Origin of the sequence: Salinarimonas rosea DSM 21201 (assembly GCF_000429045.1) — a bacterium.
Taxonomy (GTDB): domain Bacteria; phylum Pseudomonadota; class Alphaproteobacteria; order Rhizobiales; family Beijerinckiaceae; genus Salinarimonas; species Salinarimonas rosea.
The window spans coordinates 1-22,445 of sequence record NZ_AUBC01000029.1 but is presented as its reverse complement, the minus strand read 5'-3'; the positions used below and the strand labels follow the sequence as shown (position 1 = coordinate 22,445).

The 22,445-nt window shown below is 72.0% G+C and carries 20 protein-coding genes; 5 read left to right on the top strand and 15 right to left on the bottom strand.

Features of this window, described 5'->3' with window-relative positions; all coding sequences use genetic code 11:
- Positions 1–2 precede the first annotated feature (2 nt).
- Complete coding sequence (locus tag G407_RS0118590; RefSeq protein ID WP_029032036.1) at positions 3–1,010, bottom strand: asparaginase; 1,008 nt, start codon at positions 1,008–1,010, stop codon at positions 3–5.
- Between the two features lie 212 nt (positions 1,011–1,222).
- Here G407_RS0118590 and G407_RS0118585 point away from each other — a divergent pair, with 212 nt between their 5' ends.
- Complete coding sequence (locus tag G407_RS0118585) at positions 1,223–2,053, top strand: alpha/beta hydrolase (protein WP_029032035.1); 831 nt, start codon at positions 1,223–1,225, stop codon at positions 2,051–2,053.
- Positions 2,054–2,066: 13 nt separating this feature from the next.
- On the opposite strand, the gene hemA is transcribed toward G407_RS0118585, so the two are convergent.
- From hemA to bchF, 14 genes are read right to left on the bottom strand one after another with little or no spacing between them, the layout of a single operon-like run.
- Positions 2,067–3,284, bottom strand: coding sequence for a 5-aminolevulinate synthase (hemA, locus tag G407_RS0118580; protein WP_029032034.1), 1,218 nt, complete (start codon positions 3,282–3,284; stop codon positions 2,067–2,069).
- Complete coding sequence (gene puhE, locus G407_RS28615; RefSeq protein ID WP_084327626.1) at positions 3,284–4,243, bottom strand: putative photosynthetic complex assembly protein PuhE; 960 nt, start codon at positions 4,241–4,243, stop codon at positions 3,284–3,286. The genes hemA and puhE overlap by 1 nt, the downstream gene beginning before the upstream one ends.
- A gap of 13 nt (positions 4,244–4,256) precedes the next feature.
- Positions 4,257–5,363, bottom strand: a complete 1,107-nt coding sequence (gene acsF, locus G407_RS28610) for a magnesium-protoporphyrin IX monomethyl ester (oxidative) cyclase (RefSeq protein WP_084327625.1) — start codon at positions 5,361–5,363, stop codon at positions 4,257–4,259.
- Positions 5,360–5,722 (bottom strand): hypothetical protein, encoded by a 363-nt coding sequence (locus tag G407_RS28605; protein ID WP_425337520.1) that lies wholly within the window; start codon positions 5,720–5,722, stop codon positions 5,360–5,362. Before G407_RS28605 ends, acsF begins: the two co-directional genes overlap by 4 nt.
- On the bottom strand, positions 5,719–6,210 hold the full coding sequence (gene puhC / locus G407_RS28600; protein ID WP_052341560.1) for a photosynthetic complex assembly protein PuhC: 492 nt from the start codon (positions 6,208–6,210) through the stop codon (positions 5,719–5,721). The genes G407_RS28605 and puhC overlap by 4 nt, the downstream gene beginning before the upstream one ends.
- Positions 6,211–6,241: 31 nt before the next feature.
- Positions 6,242–6,976 carry a photosynthetic complex putative assembly protein PuhB gene (gene puhB / locus G407_RS28595; protein ID WP_052341559.1) on the bottom strand — a complete coding sequence of 245 codons (735 nt, stop codon included), beginning with the start codon at positions 6,974–6,976 and terminating at the stop codon, positions 6,242–6,244.
- Positions 6,973–7,749, bottom strand: coding sequence for a photosynthetic reaction center subunit H (gene puhA, locus G407_RS0118550; protein WP_029032033.1), 777 nt, complete (start codon positions 7,747–7,749; stop codon positions 6,973–6,975). Before puhA ends, puhB begins: the two co-directional genes overlap by 4 nt.
- Before the next feature lie 14 nt (positions 7,750–7,763).
- Positions 7,764–9,212 carry a BCD family MFS transporter gene (locus G407_RS0118545; protein WP_043540161.1) on the bottom strand — a complete coding sequence of 483 codons (1,449 nt, stop codon included), beginning with the start codon at positions 9,210–9,212 and terminating at the stop codon, positions 7,764–7,766.
- A complete protein-coding gene (bchM, locus tag G407_RS0118540; RefSeq protein ID WP_029032031.1) occupies positions 9,209–9,910 on the bottom strand; it encodes a magnesium protoporphyrin IX methyltransferase in 702 nt (233 codons plus the stop codon). The genes G407_RS0118545 and bchM overlap by 4 nt, the downstream gene beginning before the upstream one ends.
- Positions 9,910–10,824: a ferredoxin:protochlorophyllide reductase (ATP-dependent) iron-sulfur ATP-binding protein gene (gene bchL, locus G407_RS0118535; RefSeq protein ID WP_425337519.1), complete on the bottom strand. Its 915-nt coding sequence runs from the start codon at positions 10,822–10,824 to the stop codon at positions 9,910–9,912. The genes bchM and bchL overlap by 1 nt, the downstream gene beginning before the upstream one ends.
- A complete protein-coding gene (locus G407_RS0118530) occupies positions 10,821–14,654 on the bottom strand; it encodes a magnesium chelatase subunit H (RefSeq protein ID WP_052341558.1) in 3,834 nt (1,277 codons plus the stop codon). The genes bchL and G407_RS0118530 overlap by 4 nt, the downstream gene beginning before the upstream one ends.
- Positions 14,655–14,679: 25 nt before the next feature.
- A complete protein-coding gene (gene bchB, locus G407_RS0118525; protein ID WP_029032028.1) occupies positions 14,680–16,284 on the bottom strand; it encodes a ferredoxin:protochlorophyllide reductase (ATP-dependent) subunit B in 1,605 nt (534 codons plus the stop codon).
- Positions 16,285–16,288: 4 nt separating this feature from the next.
- Entirely contained in the window at positions 16,289–17,620 is a 1,332-nt protein-coding gene (locus G407_RS28590) for a ferredoxin:protochlorophyllide reductase (ATP-dependent) subunit N (protein ID WP_084327624.1), read from the bottom strand.
- Positions 17,617–18,153 (bottom strand): 2-vinyl bacteriochlorophyllide hydratase, encoded by a 537-nt coding sequence (gene bchF / locus G407_RS28585; RefSeq protein WP_043540160.1) that lies wholly within the window; start codon positions 18,151–18,153, stop codon positions 17,617–17,619. Before bchF ends, G407_RS28590 begins: the two co-directional genes overlap by 4 nt.
- Positions 18,154–18,416: 263 nt before the next feature.
- Here bchF and G407_RS0118510 point away from each other — a divergent pair, with 263 nt between their 5' ends.
- From G407_RS0118510 to G407_RS28580, 4 genes are all read left to right on the top strand, one after another.
- Complete coding sequence (locus tag G407_RS0118510; RefSeq protein ID WP_052341557.1) at positions 18,417–19,295, top strand: cobalamin B12-binding domain-containing protein; 879 nt, start codon at positions 18,417–18,419, stop codon at positions 19,293–19,295.
- Positions 19,296–19,331: 36 nt separating this feature from the next.
- Positions 19,332–20,762, top strand: coding sequence for a transcriptional regulator PpsR (ppsR, locus tag G407_RS0118505; RefSeq protein ID WP_052341556.1), 1,431 nt, complete (start codon positions 19,332–19,334; stop codon positions 20,760–20,762).
- 94 nt (positions 20,763–20,856) lie between these two features.
- Entirely contained in the window at positions 20,857–21,741 is an 885-nt protein-coding gene (gene chlG, locus G407_RS0118500) for a chlorophyll synthase ChlG (RefSeq protein ID WP_029032025.1), read from the top strand.
- Between the two features lie 13 nt (positions 21,742–21,754).
- On the top strand, positions 21,755–22,445 hold a 691-nt coding region (locus G407_RS28580; RefSeq protein WP_210163134.1), incomplete at its 3' end, for a PucC family protein.

Sequence of the window (22,445 nt, the reverse complement as noted above, 5' to 3'; positions counted from 1 at the left end):
GCTCAGCCGGAGAGCGGTCCCACCGCCCGGATCTCGCCGACCAGGGTGCCGTTCCAGTTCTTGATCGCCGCTGCGGCGACGGAATCGGCGAGGGTGCGCTCCTTGTCGTCGAGGTCGAGGAAGCGACGGATGATCGCCGCCATCATCGCCTCGGCCGCACGGGTCGCGCCGTCGTCGCACTTGAGCGCGGCGCCGAGCCCGAGCTCCGGGAAGGCGGCGCAGTAGACGCCCTCGGCGCCCGTCTTGAGGAAGACGCGCGGGCCGAGGCACTCCATCACCCGCGTGTCGAAGCGGCCGGTGCCGGCCACCATGAACGGGTTCGCCGCCACCGCCTTGCGGATGCGCGCCGCGGCGGCGGCGTAGGCGTCGGAGAGGTGCATGCCGGTGCCGAGCTTGGCGAAGCCGTAGGCGAGCGCGGTGAGCGGCACGGCGTAGGTCGGGATGGCGCAGCCGTCGGTGCCGCGCCGGTCGGCGGTGTGGGTCGCGCCGGTCACCTCCTCGAGCGCGGCACGCACCTCCTCCATCACCGGATGATCCGGTCCGACGTAGCCGGCGGGATCGACCTTGGAGGCGCAGGCGAGGCAGACGAAGCCCGCGTGCTTGCCCGAGCAATTGTTGTGGAGCGCGCTCGGCTGCCCGCCCGCCTCGGCGAGCGCGCGGGCGACCTTCTGGTCGAGCGGCCAATGGCAGCCGCATTCGAGCGTGCCGACGTCCCGCCCGGCCTTGGCGAGCATCGCCGCCGCGGTCTCGACATGGGCCGGCTCGCCGGAATGCGAGGCGCAGGCGAGGGCGAGCTCGGCGTCGGTCAGGCCCATCGCGTCCGCCGCCCCGCTCGCGACGAGGGGCAGCGCCTGGATGGCCTTGACGGCCGAGCGCGGGAAGACCGGCTCGTCCACGTCGCCGATCGTGAGCACCGCCGTGCCCTCGGTGTCGACGACCGCCACGGCGCCGCGATGGCGGGATTCGACGAGCGCGCCGCGCGTCACCTCGACGAGAACGGGGTTGTTCATCTGGGCCTCTCGGGTTCCCGATCGGGGCGCGGCCGCGGGCGCGCGTCCCGGAAGGCCGGCCTTTTGACGGATGCGCGCGGGGAAGTCAAAGCGGCGGACGGGTGGCGGCGGGCACGGCGAGGGCGCGGGCGTGCCGATCCGGCTTCGGGCGCACAGGCCCTTGCGGCCAGGCGCCCGGCGCGCTTCCCTCTGGACGCGAGAGGAGCCCTCAGATGACCGACGCGCCGATCGACTACGAGGCCGAGTACGACAACCGCGCGCGGGTGCCGCACCACCCGGAGATCTTCGCCGGCTGGGCACGCGATGCGGCCGCCTTCCGCGCGGCGCATCCGCCGCTCGAGATCGCCTACGGGGCGGGCGAGCGCCAGCGGCTCGACCTGTTCCGGCCGGAAACCGACCGGGCGGCTGCCTCCGTGATGTTCATCCACGGCGGCTACTGGCAATCGCTCGACCGCTCCTCCTTCAGCCATCTGGCGGCGGGGCTCCTCGCGCACGGGATCCAGGTCGCGATCCCGAGCTACACGCTCGCGCCGCAGGCGCGCATCGGCGAGATCGTCGAGGAGATGCGCACCGCCGCCCGCGAGATGGCGCGCTTCGACCGCCCCCTCGTCGTCGCCGGCCATTCCGCCGGCGGGCATCTCGCCGCCTGCCTGCTCGCCACGCACTGGAAGGCCGTCTCGCAGGACCTGCCGGACGACCTGGTGCGCGCCGCCTATGCGATCTCCGGCCTGTTCGACCTCGCGCCGCTCCTCCACACCAAGGTCAACGGCGCGCTGCGGATGGACGAGGCCGAGGCGAAGGCCGCGAGCCCGCTCCTGTGGGAGCCGATCCCCGGCGGCAGCCTCGACGCGATCGTCGGCGAGATCGAGAGCGCGGAGTACCACCGCCAGAGCCGCGCCATCGTCGAGGCCTGGGGGGCGAAGGGTGTCGCCACGCGCTACGAGTCGGCGCCCGGCCGGCACCATTTCGACGTCGTCGCCCCGCTGTCCGATCCGGGATCGACCATGGTCGCACGGCTCGCCGCCCTCGCGCGGGACGCGTGAGGGGGCGAGGGCGCTACTCCGCGGCCTCGCGCAGCTCGGCGACGCTGGCGAAGCAGGCCTCGAGCGCGCGCACGAGGTGCTCGACGTCCGCCTCCGTGTGCAGCGGCCCGGGCGTGATGCGCAGCCGTTCGGTGCCGCGCGCCACGGTCGGGTAGTTGATCGGCTGGACATAGATGCCGTGGCGCTCGAGCAGCAGGTCGGTGATCGCCTTGCAGCGCACGGGATCGCCCACGATGACGGGAACGATGTGGCTGCCGTTCATCAGGTGCGGGATGCCCGCCTCGTCGAGCCGCGCGCGCAGCTGCGCCACGCGCTCGCGCTGGCCGCGGCGCTCGACGTCCGAGACCTTCAGGTGCCGGATCGCGGCGCGTGCGCCCGCGGCGAGCGCCGGCGGGAGCGCCGTCGTGAAGATGAAGCCCGAGGCGAAGGAGCGCACGAAGTCGCACACGGCCTCCGAGCCGGCGATGTAGCCGCCCATCACGCCGAAGGCCTTGCCGAGCGTGCCCTCGATGATCGTGAGGCGATGCGCGAGCCCCTCGCGCTCCGAGACGCCGCCGCCGTGCGGGCCGTACATGCCGACCGCATGGACCTCGTCGAGATAGGTCATCGCGCCGTAGGCCTCGGCCACGTCGCAGATGTCGGAGATCGGCGCGATGTCGCCGTCCATCGAATAGACGGACTCGAAGGCCACGATCTTCGGCCGCGCCGGGTCGATCGCCGCGAGCTTGGCCTCGAGATCGGCGACGTCGTTGTGGCGGAAGATCACCTTCTCGGCCTTGGAATGGCGGATGCCCTCGATCATCGAGGCGTGGTTGTCGGCGTCCGAGACGATGACGGCGTTCGGCAGCTTGGCGCCGAGCGTCGAGAGCGCCGCCCAGTTCGAGACGTAGCCCGAGGTGAAGAGCAGCGCCGCCTCCTTGCCGTGGAGCTCGGCGAGCTCCTGCTCGAGCAGGACGTGCGCGTGCGTGGTGCCGGAGATGTTGCGGGTGCCGCCGGCGCCGGCGCCGCAGCGCCCGATCGTCTCCTGCATCGCGGCGATGACGTCGGGATGCTGGCCCATGCCGAGATAGTCGTTCGAGCACCAGATCGTGACCTCGCGCTCGACGCCGCCGCTGCGGAAGATCGCGCGCGGGAAGGCGCCGGCCTGCCGCTCGAGATCGGCGAAGACCCGGTAGTTGCCCTCCTGGTGCAGCCCGTCGAGCGCGGTGCGGAAGATTTCCTCGTAGTTCATCATCGTCTCCACAGGCTGAACGCGGACGGCGTGTCCTCGACACGCGGCACGGGGCGGCGCGGGGCGCGGGGGTCGCGCGCGGAGTCCGGGACGGGCTCGCGCAACGGGGCGGGAAGAACGGCAGCGAGCGGGGTGGGAACCGTGCCCGGAGGCGGCGCGGGGAGGCTCGGCGGAAGTGCGTCGCGCGAGGACTCGCCGGCCCGCGGCTCGCCGGACGGCAGGCGCCAGAGCGCGATCGACTCGAAGGGCAGGACCAGGAACCAGTGCTCGACGATCGCGAGCGCGAGGAGCGTCGCCACGAGCGCACGGCTCGCCCCCTCGAACGCCCCGGTCTCCGGTGCGAACACCGGGGCGGCGACGAGCGCGAGGACCACGAGGGCGGCCGAGACCGACACCGGGAAGAACGGGTTCATCGCGCGCCTGGTGAACCAGGACTTCAGGTAGGCGAGATGCTCGGGCAGGAAGCCGTCGGCATGGTTGGGCACGCCGAGGAAGATGTTGATCTTGGCCGACAGCCGCATGATCCACAGGACGGCGTAGGTCGCCGTCGCCGTCTGGTTCTCGCCGCCCCACGTCACCGCGAGCACGACGAGGAAGCCCGCGAGGATGGCGAGCTCGTGCCAGATGATGGCCGCGATCGCGTGGCGCAGGCGCGCCAGCCCCCGGGTCCCCGGCGGCGAGGCCGTCGTGCGCGGCCCGGTGATCCAGCCGGTGAGGAAGGACACCTCGGTCCAGCCCCAGACCACGAGCGCGCAGGCGAAGGCGCACAGCGCCGCGGCGACGCTCGTCTGCTGCGCGGACCAGGCGAGCCCCCAGACCGCGAGCGCCGTGAGCGCCGTCGCCCCCGCCATGGTCCACGCGAAGGTCCAGCGCGGCAGCCGGTCGAGCATCAGGATGAGCCCGGTGGAGGCCCACCAGGCGAAGAGCGCGAAACCGGCCGCGACGAGGACCATGGTCATGGGGCGTGCGTCCTCACCAGGCCGGCTCGAGGCGCACCGAGGCGGGGACCTCGTTGCGCTTCACGGGCAGGAGGTAGAGCCGCGCGAAGGTCGCGGCGGCGGCGAGCGAGAGCGCGCCCTTGCGCAGCCTGCCCGCGAGGCCCCCGTGCGCGGCGGCCTTCTCCATCGAGCGGGAGATGCGCACGAGCCGATCGAGCCCCGCCTTGAAGGCCGGGTGGTCGATGTCGAGCACGACCGGGAAGACCTGGCGGGAGACCTCGGAGGTGATCCGGAAGACGCGGTAGTCGTACTCGTCCGGGTCGATGCCGAGCGCGGCGTGGAAGTGCGGCCGGGCGTGGTCGCGCACGTACATCGTCGCGTAGACCGCGAGCAGGAAGAAGCGCACCCAGTACTTGTTCAGGCCCGAGACGAGGTGCGGGTTGGCGCGCATGAGCAGCGCGAAGGCCTCGCCGTGGCGGAACTCGTCATTGCACCACTTCTCGAACCACTTGAAGATCGGGTGGAAGCGAAGCTCGGGATTGCGCTCGAACAGACGGTAGATGGTGATGTAGCGCGCGTAGCCGATCTTCTCGGAGAGGTAGGTCGCGTAGAAGATGAACTTCGGCTTGAAGTAGGTGTACTTCTTCGCCTTCGTCAGGAAGGCGAGGTCGACCGCGATGTCGAGGTCCTTGAGCGTGTCGTTGATGAAGCCCGCGTGCCGGCCCTCGTCGCGGGCCATGAGCGCGAACAGCTCGCGCACGTCGGGGTTCTTGATGTGCTTCTTGAGCTCGACGTAGAGGACGCAGCCCGAGAACTCCGCCGTCACCGACGAGATCAGGAAGTCCTTGAGCTCCTCCTGCAGGCCCTCGGGCAGGGTCGAGAGGTCGAAGTCGTCCCACTCGTCGGTGCGCTTGAAGTGGCCCTTGTTGGGGTCGTCGCGCATCTCCTTGATCAGCGCGTCCCAGTCCTTGCGCACGGGCTCGACGTCGATCGCGTCCATGGCGGCGTGATCGGTCGTGTAGAAGCGCGGCGAGAGCATCGTGCTCGCCTGGGCGCGACGGGTGGATTCGTTGACCTCGCGCGGGCCCCGGCGCGGCTTGCCGTTCTCGCCCTGGCCGACTCCGCCTTCCATCGTGATCATGTCGCGTCCCTCCCTCGGGAATGTCGGGCGTCGTCTGCCGGCAGGGGTAGCGCCGGCCCGTCGCTCTTGCGGATCTCCGGAGGATGCCCTTCGAAACCGACCTCGAACAGGTCGGTGAGTTCCGCATAGCCCTCGGCCCTAGCGAAGAGGCGGTCGAGGATCGTCGCGCGCACCACGGTGGCGCGGCGCTCGAAGACCTGCCGCTCGCCGTGCGGCACGATGGTGGGCGCGCCGTGGACGATCACGCTGTCGCCGGGCGCGACCTTGATCCCGTGCAGGTCGACATGCGCGTGGAGGCTGTCGAACGTGTTCTCGATCTCGACGGTGCAGGGCACCTCGAGCGTGCGGCGGAAGATCATGACGCCCCTCCCTCTGCGTTCAGGATCGTGACGAACGGCGCGAAGTTGTCCGGGCCGAAGGCGGAGAGATCGATCGAGGCATGCGTCGCCGGGTCCTCGAGCGAGAGGTGGCCCGTGGGCCACAGGACGAGCGTGAAGGGCACCTCCGCGCCGATCGCCCGGCGCTTGCGCTCGCGGGCGAGGCCGCGCATGGCGCCGCGCACGAAGCCGTTGGTGCCCGGGTCGAACACGCGCAGCACCGTCCCGTCCGCCGGGTCGCGCACGACGACGGCGCCGTCGGCGCGGTCCTCGAAGATCAGCGGCACGGCGAGGTGCGCGCCCGTGAGGTCCCGCGGCGCCGGCTCCGGCTCGCGGAAGATCCACACGGAGACGAGCACCGCGAGGAGAACGGTCGCGGCGCCGTACAGCGCGCCCCTGGGGAAGTGCGGCCGGCGGCGCGGCACGTCGGCGGCCGGCTCCGGTCGGGGTGGCATCGCGTGAGCGTTCATCGGGGGAGCTCCACGGGTCTCGGTGCGGGTCTCAGGCGGTGGCCGGCCGCAGGCGTGCGTCGTCGCGCGCGCCCTCGCTCGCGTCCTGGTGCCGCGAGGACGCCGCCGCCTGCGCCGCCGCGTTCTCGCCGTGCGTGGCGGTCAGGCGCTCGGCCAGGATCGCCGCGACGCGCTCGGCCTGCGGCACCGCGCGCAGCATCGGCTCGACCTTCGAGAACCGCCAGGGCCGCACGTAGGGCCAGAACAGCACGTAGGAGAGCCGCCGCTCGCTCTTGATGGTGAGCGGGAGGTCGCCGGTGCCGTTCGGCCAGCGCTTGAGCGCGACGTTCTCGAGGAGCCTGAAGGGCACGTTCACGCTCATCGGCAGCGCCACGCCGAAGGACAGGATCAGCCGCTCGTTCGTGATGGTGAAGAAGGTCGAGCGGGCGGACAGCCAGGCATAGAGCGACAAGAGCCCGATCGCCGCCGCGCCGAGCGCCAGAAGCCAGGTCGCGGAGAGAAGCGCCGCGGGGACGCCCTCCCCCGCCACGATCGCCTCGCCGAAGGCCCAGACGGCGAGGATCCCGAAATAGAGGCTCATGCCGCGAAGGTGCATCGCGCGCCGCGCGAGCGTGCGCCAGGCCGGCTGGCCCTGCCAGAGGATCGTCTCGCCCTCCGGCAGCGGAGCGGGCAGGCCGCGCGGGGTGACGGGCTCGGCCTGCGCGGCCTCGCGGGCCGCCGCGGCGGCGAGCGCATCCTCGGGCTTCTTCACGATTGCGATGCTCATACGATCGGCTCCGCGCGCTCGGGGGTGGCGTAGATGGTGCCGCCGCCGAAGTAGCCGGTGATCTTGTCCTCCTCGCGCGCCGTGATCTGGTCGGGCGAGGCGAGGGCCGGCACGTCGGCGAACTGGGAGGCGAGGATGGCGGCGACGTGGACCTCGCCGCGGGCCTTCTTGATGCGGCAGAAGTTCATCGGCACGAGCACGGTGCGCGGGCCGGCGGCCGTCGCCACCTCCGTCTCCAGGTAGCGGATCATCGGCTCGGAGCGGTCGATCCAGATCTCCGAGACGACGCCCGCCTTGATCCCGTCGGCCCCGTAGACGGGCATGCCGATCGGCGTCTCGTCCTGCGCGGCGACGGCGAAGTCGGTCGCCACGCGCAGCGGAACGGTGCGGTTCTCGTCCTCGGCGGTGAGCTCGGGAACGTCCTCGCGCAGCGCGTAGGAGGCCGCGCCGATGCCGTCGATCATCGGGTTGCCGGTGGGCTTGAGCGGCGCGCCGGGCCAGGGCTCGGCCGGCACGGCCTTGAGCTCGCGCTCGTCGACGTGGCCGGGAGGCGCCTGGTAGGTGTGGCCGTTGCGCAGGAGGAAGGTCTTGGGCTTGGGCATCGAGGGGAAGCCCTGCACCAGGATGTGCTCGGAGCGCTCCGAGACGAGCGGGTAGCCCTCGCGCTTGTCCTCGCGGCGCAGGTAGAAAATCAGCCCCGCGAAGAAGAACCAGAAGACGTAGAGCGTGACCTGCGCGACGTCGATGTAACCCGTGATGGCTCCAGTGCCCATGGAAGCCTCCTCATTCAAGCTGGCGTGTCGGCGAGACCGAACCGCTCGCGGCGCGCCGAGGTGCCGACCGAAGCGGGTGCGACCAGCGGACCGATCGCGACGAGAGAGACGAACAGAATCAGGATCTCGAGGTGGTAGACGACGTGGTAGCCGATCTCCGGACCCGCCAGCGCCGTGCCCAGCGCCCCCGAGGCGCCGAGCGCGCCGACGCCGTCGCGGATCGCCCCGCCGAGCGCGATGCCCACGCCCGCGGCGGTGGCCTGCACCGCGCCCCAGGCGCCGAGCGCGAGGCCCGAGCCGCTCGCATCCGCGAGCGCCATCGCGCCGGTGAGCGTGCCCACGGCGAACAGCCCGGCGCCGAGCCCGATCAGCACGGCGCCGATGCGCAGCAGCGGGGCCGAGTCGAACGCGCCCGCGAAGACCACGCAGGAGAACGCGGCGATGCCGACGAGCACGCCGAGCGCGGCGAGCCGGTACGGATTGCCGCCTCTCGTGAGCCGGCGCGCGGCATAGGCGAAGCCGACGAGCGAGCCGGCGGCGAGAAGCGCCGTGAGCGCCGTCGTCGCCGAGACGGACATGCCGAGCGCCTCGCCGCCGTAGGGCTCGAGCAGGATGTCCTGCATCGAGAAGCCGGCCGTGCCGAGGCCGACCGCGACGAGGGTGCGCGTGGCGCGCCCGCCGGCGACGAACTTCGCCCAGCTCTCGCGGAACGCGGGCCGGGGCGTGTCCACGCGGGTGCGGGACGGGTCGCGCGCCTCCTGCTTCCACAGCGCGATGCCGTTGAGCACCATCGTCACCACGGCCGCGCCCTGCACGACCTGGATCAGCGCGAGATGGCTGTAGGGCTCGAGCAGGACGGAGAAGAGGACCGCGCTGGCGACCATGCCGGCGAGCAGCATGACATAGAGGAAGGCGACCACCCGCGGGCGCGACGCCTCCGGCGCGAGGTCCGTCGCGAGCGCGAGGCCCGCGGTCTGCGTCGTGTGAAGGCCCGCGCCGACGAGCAGGAAGGCGAGGCCCGCCCCGAGCTGGCCGACCCAGACGGGCCCCTGCCCGTCTCCCGAGAGCACGAGCAGCGCGAACGGCATGATCGCGAGCCCGCCGAACTGGAGCAGCGAGCCGAACCAGATGTAGGGCACCCGCTTCCAGCCGAGCAGCGAGCGGTGGTGGTCCGAGCGATGCCCGATCAGCGCCCGTGCCGGCGCGAACAGGACCGGCAGCGCGATCATCGAGGCCACGAGCCAGGCCGGCACGTCGAGCTCGAGGATCATCACCCGGTTGAGCGTGCCGTTGAGGAGCACGATCGCCATTCCCACCGAGACCTGGAACAGCGACAGGCGCACGAGCCGCGGGAGCGGCAGCTCGCGCGTCGCCGCGTCCGCGAACGGCAGGAAGCGCGTGCCGATCAGCGTCCAGAAGCTCGACAGCGCCGGCGTCGAGCGGGTGGGCCCGGCCTGCCTCATGCTGGAACGAGCTCCAGGGCCTGGGAGGTGTAGAAGCCGCGGCTCACCCGCCGGGTGCGGCCGGTGCGCCAGCCGGCGGCGTCGGGCTCGCCGCCGACGAGCCGCGCCAGCGTCGTCTCCGACACCGGCACGATCGCCGGCGAGCGGTCCGCGCGCGGGAACAGCTTGCCGGTGGCGTGCATCAGCGAGAGGGCGGGCGTGCGCGGCGCGAAGGTGGCGATCACCGCCCGGTCCGTGCGCGAGCACAGCGCCGCGAGGGCGCCGGCCATGTCCGAGGGCCGGTAGTGGATGAGCGAGTCCATCGCAACGACGTAGTCGAAGCGCCCGAGCGCCTCGTCGAGCATGTCCCCGGTGCGGAAGGTCACGAACGCCGGGTCGACGTCCGCCGGCAGGCGCTCGCGCGCGACGGCCACCAGGCTCTCGGCCACGTCGATCGCGGTCACCCGTGCGCCCCGCCGTGCGGCCTCGGCGCTGAGCGCCCCGGTGCCGCAGCCGGCGTCGAGCAGGGTGAGGCCGCTCAGGTCGTCCGGCAGCCAGGACAGGATGGTCGCGCGCATCTCCGCGCGCCCGGCGCGGACGGTGGCGCGGATGCGGCTCACCGGCGCGTCCGACGTCAGCCGCGCCCAGGTCTCCGATGCCGTGCGGTCGAAATAGGCCTGCAGGCGATGGCGGCGGTCGACGTAGCTCTGGGTCTGCATCATTCGAACCCCAGAAGATCGAAGATCTCGCGGTCCTTGAGGGAATCGCAGATCAACGGGTCCGTGCCGTCGAGCAGCGACTGCGCAAGGCGAAGGTACTCGTCCTGCACGGCGCGAACATCGGGTTCATCCCCCATCTCGAACATCGTGCGCTTACCGAGTCGCGAGCGCCGGATGGCGTCGAGATCCGGGAAGCGGGCGAGCACGTTCATGCCGATCTTGTCGGTGAAGCGCTCGATCTGGTCGGTGGCCGCGGAGCGGTTGGCGATGACGCCGCCGAGGCGGACCTCGTAGTTCTTCGACTTCGCCTTGATCGCCTGCACGATGCGGTTCATCGCGAAGATCGAGTCGAAGTCGTTGGCCGCGACGATCAGCGCCCGGTCGGCGTGCTGGAGCGGCGCGGCGAAGCCGCCGCAGACCACGTCGCCGAGCACGTCGAAGATCACGACGTCCGTGTCCTCGAGCAGGTGATGCTCCTTGAGGAGCTTCACGGTCTGGCCGACGACGTAGCCGCCGCAGCCGGTGCCCGCGGGCGGGCCGCCGGCCTCGACGCACATCACACCATTGTATCCCTCGACGACGAAGTCCTCGATCCGCAGCTCCTCGGAGTGGAAGTCCACCGTCTCCAGCACGTCGATGACGGTGGGGATTAGCCTCCGAGTGAGGGTGAAGGTACTGTCGTGCTTGGGGTCGCAGCCGATCTGGATGACGCGCTTGCCGAGCTTCGAGAAGGCGGCCGAGAGGTTGGACGAGGTCGTCGACTTGCCGATCCCGCCCTTGCCGTAGACGGCGAAGACCTGCGCCTTGCCCATGTCGAGGCTCGGATCCAGGTGAACCTGCACGCTGCCCTCGCCGTCGGAGCGGCCGAGAGCGGGGCGCCGGGGGATAGGCGCACGGATGTTCAAGGCGGTCACGGGGTCGCTCCTTCGGTGATGCCTTCAAGGCGGTCCTCGAGGGCCTCGCCCGCGGCGCGCAGCGCTGCGAGCGTGGCGGCGTCGGGCGTCCAGTAGCGGCGCTCGTGCGCCTCGATGAGGCGGTTGGCCATCTTCACGGACGCCTTCGGGTTGAGCGCGGCCAAGCGCTCGCGCATCGCCGCGTCGAGCACGAAGGTCTCGGTCAGGCGCTGGTAGACCCAGTCCTGGACCTGGCCGGTGGTGGCCGACCAGCCCATCGTGTTGGTGACGGAGGCCTCGATCTGGCGCACGCCCTCGTAGCCGTGCTGCAGCAGGCCCTCGTACCACTTGGGGTTCAGCATGCGCGTGCGGGCCTCGAGCGCCACCTGCTCGGTGAGCGTGCGCACGACGTTCTTCCCCTTGGTCTGGTCGCCGATGTAGACGGGAACCGGCCGGGCGCCGGGCGCGTCGCGGCCGGCCTCGCGGCGGGCCCGGCCGATCGCCTTCGAGATGCCGCCGAGGCTGTCGTAGTACTGATCGACGGTGGTGACGCCGAGCTCGACCGATTCGAGGTTCTGGTAGGCGAGGTCGGCACCCGACAGCATGCTCTCGAACAGGGCGGGCTCGCGCGTCGTCTTGCCGGAGCGCCCGTAGGCGAAGCACTTGCGCCGCGAGAACGTCTCGGCGAGCTCGTCCTCGTCGTCCCAGGCGCCGGCGTCGATCAGCTGGTTGACGTTCGCGCCGTAGGTGCCGTCCGCGTTGGAGAAGATGCGCAGCGCCGCCGTCTCGAGGTCGCAGCCCTTCTCGGCCATGTAGCCGCGGGCGTGCTTGGCGACGAAGTTCATCGCATCCGGCTCGTCGGCGGAGGCCGCGAGGAAGGCGGCCTCGGCGAGCATGCGCGTCTGCAGCGGCATCAGGTCCCGGAAGATGCCCGAGAGCGTCGCGACGACGTCGATGCGCGGGCGGCCGAGCTCGTCGAGCGGCCGCAGCACGGCGCCGCACAGCCGCCCGTAGCTGTCGAACTTCGGCGCGGCGCCGATCAGCGCGAGCGCCTGGCCGATCGGCGCCCCCTCGGTCTTCAGCGAGTCGGTGCCCCACAGCACCATCGCCACCGTCTCCGGCAGCGGGTTGCCGTCGGCGCGGTGGCGGCGGATCAGCTCGTCGGCCTGCCGCGCGCCGTCCTTGACGGCGTAGGCGCTCGGGATGCGGAAGGGGTCGAAACCATGGATGTTGCGCCCTGTCGGCAGGATCGCGGGGGTGCGCAGCAGGTCCCCGCCGGGCACGGGGCGGATGTAGCCGCCGTCGAGCGCGTGGAGGATGCCGGGCAGCTCGCCGTCCGTGGCCATCGCGGCGTTCACCGCCGCGAGCCGGGTCAGGACCTCGAGCTGGTCCGGCGTCACCTCGCCGCGCCCGGGCTCCGCCGCCTGGTGGGCGGCGGCGGGCGTGGCGCCGGCGGCGAGCGCTTCCGCGGCGGCACGCGCCAGAGCGATGCCGTCGGAGGCGTCCGCGACGGAGACGAGGAGGTCCGCGCGCTCGACCGCCGACGGAGCGCGGCCGATCACGTGGAGGCCGTAGGGGATGAGCGTCGTCTCGTACTCGAGCACCTGCTCCCACAGCCCGGCGATGTCCGCCTCGCCGGTCGGGCCGGGATCGGCGAGCACGAAGTCGAGCTCGCCCGCCTGCGCGCGGATGCTCTGCGCGAGGTCGGCGCGCTCGGCGATGTCCTCCGGCGGCAGAGCGCGCCAGCGCTCGACCGCGCCCTTCAGGTCGACGAGGCCGCGATAGAGGCCGGCATGCCCGACCGGCGGCGTCATGTAGGAGATCAGCGTCGCGGCGGCGCGGCGCTTGGCGATCATGCCCTCGGAGGGATTGTTGGCGGCGTAGACGTAGAGGTTGGGCAGATCGCCGATCAGCCGGTCCGGCCAGCAGGCGCCCGACAGTCCGGTCTGCTTGCCGGGCATGAATTCCAGCGCACCGTGCGTGCCGAAGTGCAGCACCGCGTGCGCGCCGAAATCCTCGCGCAGCCAGCGGTAGTAGGCGGAGAAGGCGTGGGTCGGCGCGAAGCCCCGCTCGAACAGGAGCCGCATCGGGTCGCCCTCGTAGCCGAAGCCGGGCTGAACGCCGACGAAGACGTTGCCGAAGCGCGCGCCGAGCACGTGGAGCGAGGCGCCGTCGGTCTGCTGCCGCCCGGGCGCGGGGCCCCATTGCGCCTCGATCTGCGCGAGATGCCGCTCGCGGCGCACGTGGTCGTCGACGGGGATCGTCGCGCCGACGTTGGCGTCCGCGCCGTAGCGGGCGGCGTTACCCTCGAGGATCGCGGTGCGCAGCGCGTCCACACTCTCGGGCAGGTCGACCGTATAGCCGGCGGCCTTCATCGCCGCGAGCGTGTTGAAGAGCGACTCGAACACGGCGAGGAAGGCCGCCGAGCCGGTGGCGCCGCTGTTGGGCGGAAAGTTGAAGAGCGTGATGCCGACCTTGCGCGCGGCGCGCGCGGTGCGGCGCAGGGCGACGAGCTTCGCCACCCGCGCGGCGAGCATCGCCACGCGCTCGGGCTGCGGGCGCATGCAGTCGCCGCAGGCGCCGGCGGCGCGCTCCGCCTCCGAGCGTCGGCAATGGCCGCAGGCGCCGGCGCCGGCGCCGGGGCCGCGCCCGGCGAAGAGGATCGGCCCGGTCGCGCCGTCGAGCTCGGGAAGCGCGACCGTCATCGTCGCCTCGACCGGCAGCAGGCCGCGCTCGGACCCCTCCCAGGCGGCGAGCGACTGGAACTCGCTCGCCTGCGCGGCGAGGTAGGGCACGTCGAGCCGCGCGAGGATCTCCTCGGCGGCCTTCGAATCGTTGTAGGCGGGGCCGCCGACGAGCGAGAAGCCGGTGAGCGAGACGACGGCGTCCACCGTCGGACGCCCGTCGCGATCGAGGAAGTAGCGCTCCATGGCGGGGCGCGCGTCGAGGCCGGCGGCGAAGCAGGGCACGACGTCGAGGCCCGACGCCTCGAGCGCGTCGATCACCCCGTCGTAGTGCGCGGTGTCCTCGGCGACGATGTAGGAGCGCAGGCACACGAGCCCGACCCGCCCGGCCCCGCCGGTGCGCGGCAGCGCGTCCGCCTTCTCGGCGATGCCGCCGGGGACGCGCGGATGGTAGACACCGACCTCCGCCACCTCGACCGGGTCGCCGACCTTCAGCGTGCCGCGCAGGGCGCGACGCGGGCCGGCGGCGTAGCGGTCCACGAGCAGGCGGACCATGTTGGCGACGTTCTCCTCCGAGCCCGCGAGCCAGTACTGCAGGCAGAGGAGGTAGACGCGCAGGTCCTGGGCGGTGCCCGGGATGAAGCGCAGGATCTGCGGGATGCGGCGCAAGAGCTTGAGCTGACGCGCGCCCGAGTCGCCGGCGCCGGGGGCGCCGTCCTTCTTCGAGCTCTTCGGGCGCAGCTTCTTCAACAGCGCCATCGGCCCGGAGGCGGGCTTCCTCATGTCGAGCCCGCCGATGCGGGTGAGCTTCGTCACCTCCCCCGCCGACATGCAGGCGACGATCGCGTCGCAGGCGTCGCGCCGGGCCTCCAGCGCCGGCATGACGGCGCGGATGTGGTCCTCGAGGAACATCATCGTGCACAGCACGATGTCGGCGCTCGCGATGTCGGCGACGGCGCGCGCGACCGCCTGGGGATCGCCCTCGAAATCGGTGGCGCAATGGACGCGCAGTGTGAGCCCCGGCAGTTCACGGGCGAGGGTGCGCCGGGCGCGGGCGATCGGGCCGGCGAGATGGTTGTCGAGCGTCACGATGGTGAAGCGCAGGGGCACGCCCGCAGCCGAGGGAGCCGCGACGCGGTCGAGGCAGGCCGGGGCGGGCCCGTCCATGGATCGGATCGTCAGATCCGTCCGGTCAGCGACTGAAATGAGCCTTCGCATCGTAGATCGTCTCGACGGTGATCGGGGCGACCCCGCGCTCGCGCGCGAAGCGTTCGGTATTGCGCCGGGCCTTGCCGCGCACGAAGAAGGGGATCTTCAGCAGCTCCTTCTCCGCCTCGGCGGTCCAGCGGAGGTCGGCATCGGCCGCCGGTCGCTCGAGGACGGCGACGCCGCCGTCTGCGGCCGGCGCGGGCTCGGGCCCGGAAGTCGGCTCGGCCGGCGCGGGGGCCGCCTCGCGGCGCGGCGCGGCGTGCTCGGAGGCGAGATGCGAGGGGACCGCGCCGTCGTTGAACTCGAAGTCCTCGCGGAACATCGAGAGCAGGTGCTCCTCGAGCCCCATCACGAGCGGGTGGACGAAGGTGTCGAAGAGGACGTTCGCGCCCTCGAAGCCCATCTGCGGCGAGTAGCGGGCGGGGAAGTCCTGAACGTGGACGGGGGCCGAGATCACCGCGCAGGCGACGCCGAGCCGCTTGGCGATGTGGCGCTCCATCTGCGTGCCGAGCACGAGCTCCGGCGCGAGGGCCGTGATCGCGTCCTCGACCTCGAGATGGTCGTCCGTGATCAGCGCCTCGAGGCCGAGCCCCTCGGCCGCGGCGCGCACCTCGCGGGCGAGTTCGCGCGAATAGGTGCCGAGCCCCACGACCTCGAAGCCGAGCTCCTCGGAGGCGACCCGGGCGGCGGCGATGGCGTGGGTCGCGTCCCCGAAGACGAAGACCCGCTTGCCGGTGAGGTAGTTCGAATCGACCGAGCGCGACCACCACGGCAGCCGCCCCGCGCCCTCGGCGAGGACGTCGGCGACGTCGAGCCCGGCGAGCGCGCCGACCTCCTCGACGAAGGCGCGCGTGGCGTTGACGCCGATGGGAACGGTCTTGGTGAAGGGCTGCCTGCAGGCGCGCTCCAGGTGGCGCGCCACGGGGCCGGCGATCTCGGGGTACATGACGACGTTGAAGTCCGCCTCGCCGAGGCGCGCGATGTCGTGCGCCCGCGCCGTCAGCGGCGCCACCGCGTTCACGCGCACGCCGATGCGGGCCATCAGCCGGCGGATCTCCTCGAGGTCGTCGCGGTGGCGAAAGCCCAGCGCGGTCGGGCCGAGGATGTTGCACGAGGGCTGCGCACCCTCCGCGCGCGGCTCGGCGCGGGGCCGTGCGAGCGCGCGCACGAGCTGGAGGAAGGTCTCCGCCGCGCCCCAGTTCTCCTTGCGCTGATAGGAGGGCAGCTCCAGCGGCACGACCGGGACGGGGAGGTTCAGCGCCTTCGCGAGCCCGCCCGGATCGTCCTGGATCAGCTCGGCGGTACAGGAGGCGCCGACCAGCATCAGGTCGGGATCGAAGCGCTCGTAGGCCTCCCGTGCGGCCTCCTTGAAGATCTCCGCCGTGTCCGCGCCGAGGTCGCGCGCCTGGAAGGTCGTGTAGGTCACCGGCGGGCGCTGGTCGCGCCGCTCGATCATGGTGAAGAGCAGGTCGGCGTAGGTGTCCCCCTGCGGCGCGTGCAGGACGTAGTGGACGCCTTCCATCGCGGTCGCGACGCGCATCGCGCCGACGTGCGGGGGAGCCTCGTAGGTCCAGACGGTGAGCTTCATCGCCTCAAACCTTCAGCTTCTCGCGGCGCACGAGCGGGCGGGCGAAGAGGCCGGAGAGGTCCGCCGCCTGGTCGTAGCCGTGGATGGGGGTGAAGAGCAGCTCGATCGACCACTTGGTCGCGAGCCCCTCCGCCTCGAGCGGGTTGGCGAGGCCGAGCCCGCACACCGTGATGTCGGGCGCGGCCGCGCGGCAGCGATCGAGCTGCCGGTCGACGTGCTGGCCCTCGACGATCGCGACGCCGTCCGGCAGGAGCGCCAGCTCCGCCGCCAGGTGCTGGCGATGGAGGAAGGGCGTGCCGACCTCGACGAGCTCCATGCCGAGCTCGCGGTGGAGGAAGCGGGCGATCGGCAGCTCGAGCTGCGAATCGGGGAAGAAGAAGATCCGCTTGCCGGAAAGCCGCTCGCGCTGGCGCTCCAGCGCGGCGCGGGCGCGCGCCGCCATCGGCGCGGTGACGCGCTCGAGCGCCGCCGGGTCGACGCCGAAGGCGTCCGCGGCCGCCTGCAGCCAGGCCGTCGTCCCTTCGACGCCGAGGGGGAACGGTGCCCCGAGGTGCGTCGCGCCGCGCGCCTCGAGGGCGCGCGCGGTCTCCGCCAGGAACGGCTGGGCGAGGAGCATGCGCGTGCCCTCCCCCACCGGAGGCAGCTCGTTCGCCCGGCGCATCGGCAGGAAGCGCGCGGGGATGCCGAGCGCGGCGAAGATGCGGGCGAACTGGTCCTCGACCACGTCCGCGAGCGCTCCGACGACGAGCAGCTGCTGCGCCTCCGGCGCGGCCTGCGGCAGGGTCGGCACGAGCGAGGCGAGGCAGGTGTCCTCGCCCTGCGTGAAGGTCGTCTCGATGCCGGAGCCGGAATAGGAGAGCACCCGCACGTCGGGCAGGAAGCGCGCGGAGAGGCGCTGCGCCGCCCGCGACAGATCGAGCTTGATCACCTCCGAAGGGCAGGAGCCGACGAGGAAGAGCATCTTGATGTCGGGCCGGCGCGACAGGAGCCGCTCGACGCAGGTGTCGAGCTCGTCGTTGGCATCGGCGATGCCGGCGAGGTCGCGATCGTCGATGATGGCGGTGGCGAAGCGGGGCTCGGCGAAGATCATCACGCCCGCGGCCGACTGCATCAGGTGCGCGCAGGTGCGCGACCCCACGATCAGGAAGAAGGCGTCCTGGATCTTGCGGTGCATCCAGATGATGCCCGTGAGCCCGCAGAAGACCTCGCGCTGGCCGCGCTCGGTGCGCACGGCCGGGCCGGTGCCCGGGGCGACGGTCGGCGGGACGCTCGGTACGTCGGCGCAGCCGGCGGGCGCGGGGCGGCGGGTCTCGTCGACGACGACATGGCGGTTCATCGGGCACCCTCCCCCGCCGGGATCCCGCCGCCCGCGGGCGCCGCGGCGCCCCTCTCGCGGGTCTCCTGCAGCCGCGCGGCGCGCAGCTTGAGGACGAACTGCACGGCGTTGACGACGTAGGCGGCGTAGGCGGCGAGCGCGAGCAGCATCTCGCCGCGCGAGCCGAGCAGATCCGTGAACAGCGCCACGAGATAGAAGGTATGCAGCCCGATCACGCCGAAGGAGACGACGTCCTCCCAGAAGAACGGCTCGGCGAACAGGTAGACGCCGAAGACCTCCTTCTCCCAGATCGCTCCGGTGACCATGATCGTGTAGAGCGTCAGCGTCTTGACCACGATGGAGATCGTCGCGAGCGCATAGCCGTCGCCGGTCGCGAGGTAGCGCGCGATCAGGGCGATGCTGGCGAGGCATACCAGGAATTGCACCGGCGCGAGCACCCCCTGCACCGTCGTCCACGGAGAGGCGTCGCGCCGCAGGCGTTCCTGAGGCGTGTAGAGACCTCTCCTCGGCGTCTCGGCGTCGGCGCGACGCATCGCGACCCTCCCTGGAACGGCTCGTCTTCTTGCCTCGAAAGCTACGGAGCGGGCCCGGAAGTGTCAACCTAGATTGACGTCAATCCATCCTCACAACAAACACGGTCGGGTTAAGTGCGTAGCTTCGGACCACTTGCGCGCACAGCTTGCTCCGCCTTATGCTCGCTCCAAGTTCAGCCACGCTCCCCGACCAGAAAAATCAACAAGATCAACGGTCCGCCGAGCAGTCGACGCGCACGACGCCGAGACGAAGGGAGGTTACGATGGCCATCCTCAAGGAGGCGATCGCATCGTCCTCCGCCGCTGCGCCAGGCGGCGAGGCACGTTCGGTGGGGCAGAGCTCGCGCCGTGCACCACGGACGGAGGCGGCTCGCAGGGACGCGCTCTCCCGGACGATCGAGGCCGAGATCATCCCCCGCCTGATGCTCGTGCACACGAGCGACGGCTGCTGCGAGGGCGACCGGCAGGACCCGCTGCCCTCGCACGAGGAGGTGGTGGAGTTCGCCGGCCTCGTCATCGCGCACGACGTGGAGGTCGCGACCTCCTACATCTCCGTCCTGCGCGCGCGGGGCGCGACGCTGGAGACGATCTTCTTGCATCTGCTCGCACCGGCCGCGAATCATCTCGATGCGCTCTGGCGGGAGGACAAGGCGGACTTCTGCGACGTCACGATCGCTCTCTCGCGCCTCCAGCAGGTGCTGCGCGCCCTCAGCGCGCCCTTCGAGGCGGAAGGCGACACCGGGCCCGAGGAGAAGCGCATCCTGCTCGCCTCCTCGCCGGGCGAGACCCACACGTTCGGCGTGGCCATCGTCGAGGAATTCCTGCGCCGCTCGGGCTGGGACGCCGTGTGCGCCCCCGGCACCTCGCTCGCGGAGCTGGGCCGCATCGTCCGCTCGGACTGGTTCGACGTCGTCGGATTGTCGTTGAGCTGCGAGAGCTTGCTCGCGGAGCTCGCGTCCGCTATCGACGTCGTCCGGCGCAGGTCGCGCAACAAGCGGGTCGGTGTCGTCGTCGGGGGCCACTACTTCAACGAACATCCCGAGAGTGCCGCGCTCGTCGGTGCCGACCTCGTGGCGTTCGACGGCCTGGACGCCGTCAGGAAGGCGCAGCGGTTCGTGGGAGGCGCCGCGCGGGCTCGGTGAGGGATCGGCTTGGAACAGCGAGGATCGCAGCGCCCGATGGACACTCCTACGGCTCCCGAGGGCCTGCGCCGATTCCGGGCCCCTGAGACGGCGTTGGCCGACGTCGACGCGGCGAGCGCTGCGCGCCTGATCGCGGCCACGAACGATCTCGCGCTCATCGTCGATCCCGACGGGGTGATCGAGGACGTCGCCGTCGGCTCGCGGGAGCTCGAGGTCGAGGAATGCGGGCGCTGGCGCGGGAAGCGCTGGGTCGACACCGTCACCGTCGAGAGCCGCGAGAAGATCGAGGCGCTGATGCGCAACGCCGCCTCCGACGAGGCGCGCATCTGGCGTCAGGTGAACCACCCTCTCCCCGTCGGGCCGGACCTGCCGATCCTCTACTCCGCCGTCGACGTCGGCCGCTCCGGGCGCATCGTCGCGGTGGGCCGCGACCTGCGTGGCGTCGCCACGCTGCAGCGCCGGCTGGTGGACGCACAGGCCGCGATGGAGCGCGAGTACTCGCATCTACGCAGCGCCGAGACGCGCTACCGTCTCCTGTTCCAGATCGCGTCGGAAGCGGTGCTCGTCGTCGACGCGGCGACCCGGCGCGTCAGCGAGGCCAACCCCGCCGCGATCGAGCTCGTCGCCTCCGGCCGGCCGATCGCCGGGCGCCCGCTCGCCCAGCTCTTCGCGGCCGAGAGCGCCGGCGCGCTCGAGGACCTGCTCGGCGCCGCCCGCACCGCCGGGCGCTCCGACGAGGCGCGCCTCAGGCTCGGGGACGGGCGCGAGGCCCTGGCTTCGGCCTCGGTCTTCCGCCAGGAGCGCGTGACCCACTTCCTCGTGCGCCTCGCCCCGCCCGCCGGTGGCGCGAGCGCCCTCGCGGCCGCGCGCCGGCGTGTGCTGCGCGTGGTCGAGCGCCTGCCGGATGCGATCGTCGTGACCGATTCCGACCGGCGCATCCTCTCCGCCAACGCCGCCTTCCTCGATCTCGTGCAGCTCGCCACCGAGGAGCAGGCCCGCGGCGAGCCGCTCGACCGCTGGCTCGGCCGCTCCAGCGTCGATTGCAACGTGCTCACGGCGAGCGTGCGCGAGCACGGCGCGGTGAAGCGATTCGGCACCGTGGTGCAGGGCGAGTACGGGCTGACCGAGGACGTCGAGGTCTCCGCCGTGCTGGCGCCGGAGGTCGACGACGCCTGCTACGGCTTCGCCATCCGCTCCACGGGCCCGCGTCCCGCCGCCGCGATGGGCGCCGCCGGGCCGGAGCTGCCGCACTCCGTCGCGCAGATGAAGGAGCTCGTCGGGCGCGTGTCGCTCAAGGAGCTCGTCCGCGAGACGACGGACGTGATCGAGAAGCTGTGCATCGAGGCCGCGCTGGACCTCACCGGCGACAACCGGGCCTCCGCCGCCGAGATGCTCGGCCTCTCGCGCCAGAGCTTCTACGCCAAGCTGCGTCGGCACGGGCTCGGCGACCTCGACCACGACGACTGAGGCCGGACGGGGCCGTGCAGCCCCTCACCCGACTTGACACACGTAAGTGTCAATTCTGATTGACGGGCCGGCCGAGCGGGGTAGCATCTCCGGCATGACGCGACCGGCCATCCTCTCCTTCACCGAGCTCCTCAAGCCGATCACCTGGTTCGCGCCCATGTGGGCGTTCGCCTGCGGGGTCGTCTCCTCCGGCGTCGCCGCGGACACGCGCTGGCCCGTGATCCTGGCGGGCGTGGTGCTGGCGGGGCCGCTCGTCTGCGCGGCGAGCCAGGCGGTGAACGACTGGTACGACCGGCACGTCGACGCCATCAACGAGCCGAACCGGCCGATCCCCTCCGGGCGCATCCCCGGGCAATGGGGCTTCTACATCGCCGTGATCTGGACGGCGCTCTCGTTCCTCGTCGCCTTCATGCTCGGGCCCGTCGTGCTGCTCGCCGGGGTGATCGGGCTCGCGCTCGCCTGGGCCTATTCGGCCCCGCCCTTCCGCCTCAAGCAGAACGGCTGGTGGGGCAACTCGGCGGTCGCGATCTCCTACGAGGGCCTGCCCTGGTTCACCGGCGCCGCCATCATGGCCGCCGCGTTTCCGGACTGGCGGATCGTCGTCGTGGCGCTGCTCTATTCGTTCGGCGCGCACGGGATCATGACGCTCAACGACTTCAAGTCGGTGGAAGGCGACAAGCGCGAGGGCGTCGATTCGCTGCCCGTCCTGCTCGGCGTCGACCGCGCCGCGCGCCTCGCCTGCGTCGTCATGGCGGCGCCGCAGCTGGTGGTGATCGCGCTGCTGCTCTTCTGGGGCGCGCCCTGGCACGCGCTCGCGGTGACCGCGCTCCTCGCCGCGCAGGCCGCGCTCATGGGCAAGCTCGTCGCCGATCCCCGCGGCAAGGCCGCCTGGTACAACGCCACCGGCACGACGCTCTACGTGCTGGGCATGCTCGCCACCGCCTTCGCCCTGCGCGGGCTCGGGCCGGTCGGCGGATGAAGGGAGCGGCACCATGACAGCCTCCCGGACGGCCTCGCGCGACGGCGCTCCCCTCTCCTGGCTCGGCATCGCCCGGCTCGGCCTCGTCCAGGCCTCGCTCGGCGCGATCGTGGTGATCACCACCTCGACCTTGAACCGCGTCATGGTGGTCGAGCTCGCGCTCGCCGCCTCCCTGCCGGGCCTGCTGGTCGGCCTGCACTACGCCGTGCAGCTGCTGCGCCCGCGCTGGGGCCACGGCTCGGACGTGGGCGGGCGGCGCACGCCGTGGATCGTCGGCGGCATGGCGGCGCTCGCCGTCGGCGCGGTGCTCGCCGCGCTCGCCACCGCGCTCGCGGCGACGAACCTCGTCGCGGGCATCGCGCTCTCGACGCTGGCCTTCGGCATCATCGGCGTCGGGGTCGGCGCCTCGGGCACCTCGCTCCTCGCGCTGCTGGCCGAGCGCGTCGCGCCCGCGCGGCAGGCGTCGGCGGCGGCGATCGTCTGGATCATGATGATCGCGGGCTTCATCGTCACCGCCGGGACGGCCGGGCACTTCCTCGACCCGTTCTCGATGACGCGCCTCGTCGCCGTCACGGCGAGCGTCGCGGGCGTCGCGTTCGTGGTCACCACGCCTTACCCAGTTGATGCGTTCCGGCCGCGACTCGGCCAGTCTGTCGGGACGCAGGCGATTTGGGCATGGTTATCACTCCGGCTGCCCTCGATGG

Bases quoted from the DNA above. Each gene is read 5' to 3' on its own strand.
- G407_RS0118590 (WP_029032036.1), bottom strand. From the start codon at position 1,010: ATGAACAACCCCGTTCTCGTCGAGGTGACGCGCGGCGCGCTCGTCGAA.
- bchF (WP_043540160.1), bottom strand. From the start codon at position 18,153: ATGCGTCGCGCCGACGCCGAGACGCCGAGGAGAGGTCTCTACACGCCT.
- puhE (WP_084327626.1), bottom strand. From the start codon at position 4,243: ATGACCATGGTCCTCGTCGCGGCCGGTTTCGCGCTCTTCGCCTGGTGG.
- G407_RS0118510 (WP_052341557.1), top strand. From the start codon at position 18,417: ATGGCCATCCTCAAGGAGGCGATCGCATCGTCCTCCGCCGCTGCGCCA.
- puhB (WP_052341559.1), bottom strand. From the start codon at position 6,976: ATGAGCATCGCAATCGTGAAGAAGCCCGAGGATGCGCTCGCCGCCGCG.
- acsF (WP_084327625.1), bottom strand. From the start codon at position 5,363: ATGATCACGATGGAAGGCGGAGTCGGCCAGGGCGAGAACGGCAAGCCG.
- G407_RS0118585 (WP_029032035.1), top strand. From the start codon at position 1,223: ATGACCGACGCGCCGATCGACTACGAGGCCGAGTACGACAACCGCGCG.
- G407_RS0118545 (WP_043540161.1), bottom strand. From the start codon at position 9,212: ATGAGGCAGGCCGGGCCCACCCGCTCGACGCCGGCGCTGTCGAGCTTC.
- G407_RS28590 (WP_084327624.1), bottom strand. From the start codon at position 17,620: ATGAACCGCCATGTCGTCGTCGACGAGACCCGCCGCCCCGCGCCCGCC.
- ppsR (WP_052341556.1), top strand. From the start codon at position 19,332: ATGGACACTCCTACGGCTCCCGAGGGCCTGCGCCGATTCCGGGCCCCT.
- puhA (WP_029032033.1), bottom strand. From the start codon at position 7,749: ATGGGCACTGGAGCCATCACGGGTTACATCGACGTCGCGCAGGTCACG.
- puhC (WP_052341560.1), bottom strand. From the start codon at position 6,210: ATGAACGCTCACGCGATGCCACCCCGACCGGAGCCGGCCGCCGACGTG.
- hemA (WP_029032034.1), bottom strand. From the start codon at position 3,284: ATGAACTACGAGGAAATCTTCCGCACCGCGCTCGACGGGCTGCACCAG.
- G407_RS0118530 (WP_052341558.1), bottom strand. From the start codon at position 14,654: ATGGACGGGCCCGCCCCGGCCTGCCTCGACCGCGTCGCGGCTCCCTCG.
- bchM (WP_029032031.1), bottom strand. From the start codon at position 9,910: ATGCAGACCCAGAGCTACGTCGACCGCCGCCATCGCCTGCAGGCCTAT.
- G407_RS28605 (WP_425337520.1), bottom strand. From the start codon at position 5,722: ATGATCTTCCGCCGCACGCTCGAGGTGCCCTGCACCGTCGAGATCGAG.
- bchB (WP_029032028.1), bottom strand. From the start codon at position 16,284: ATGAAGCTCACCGTCTGGACCTACGAGGCTCCCCCGCACGTCGGCGCG.
- chlG (WP_029032025.1), top strand. From the start codon at position 20,857: ATGACGCGACCGGCCATCCTCTCCTTCACCGAGCTCCTCAAGCCGATC.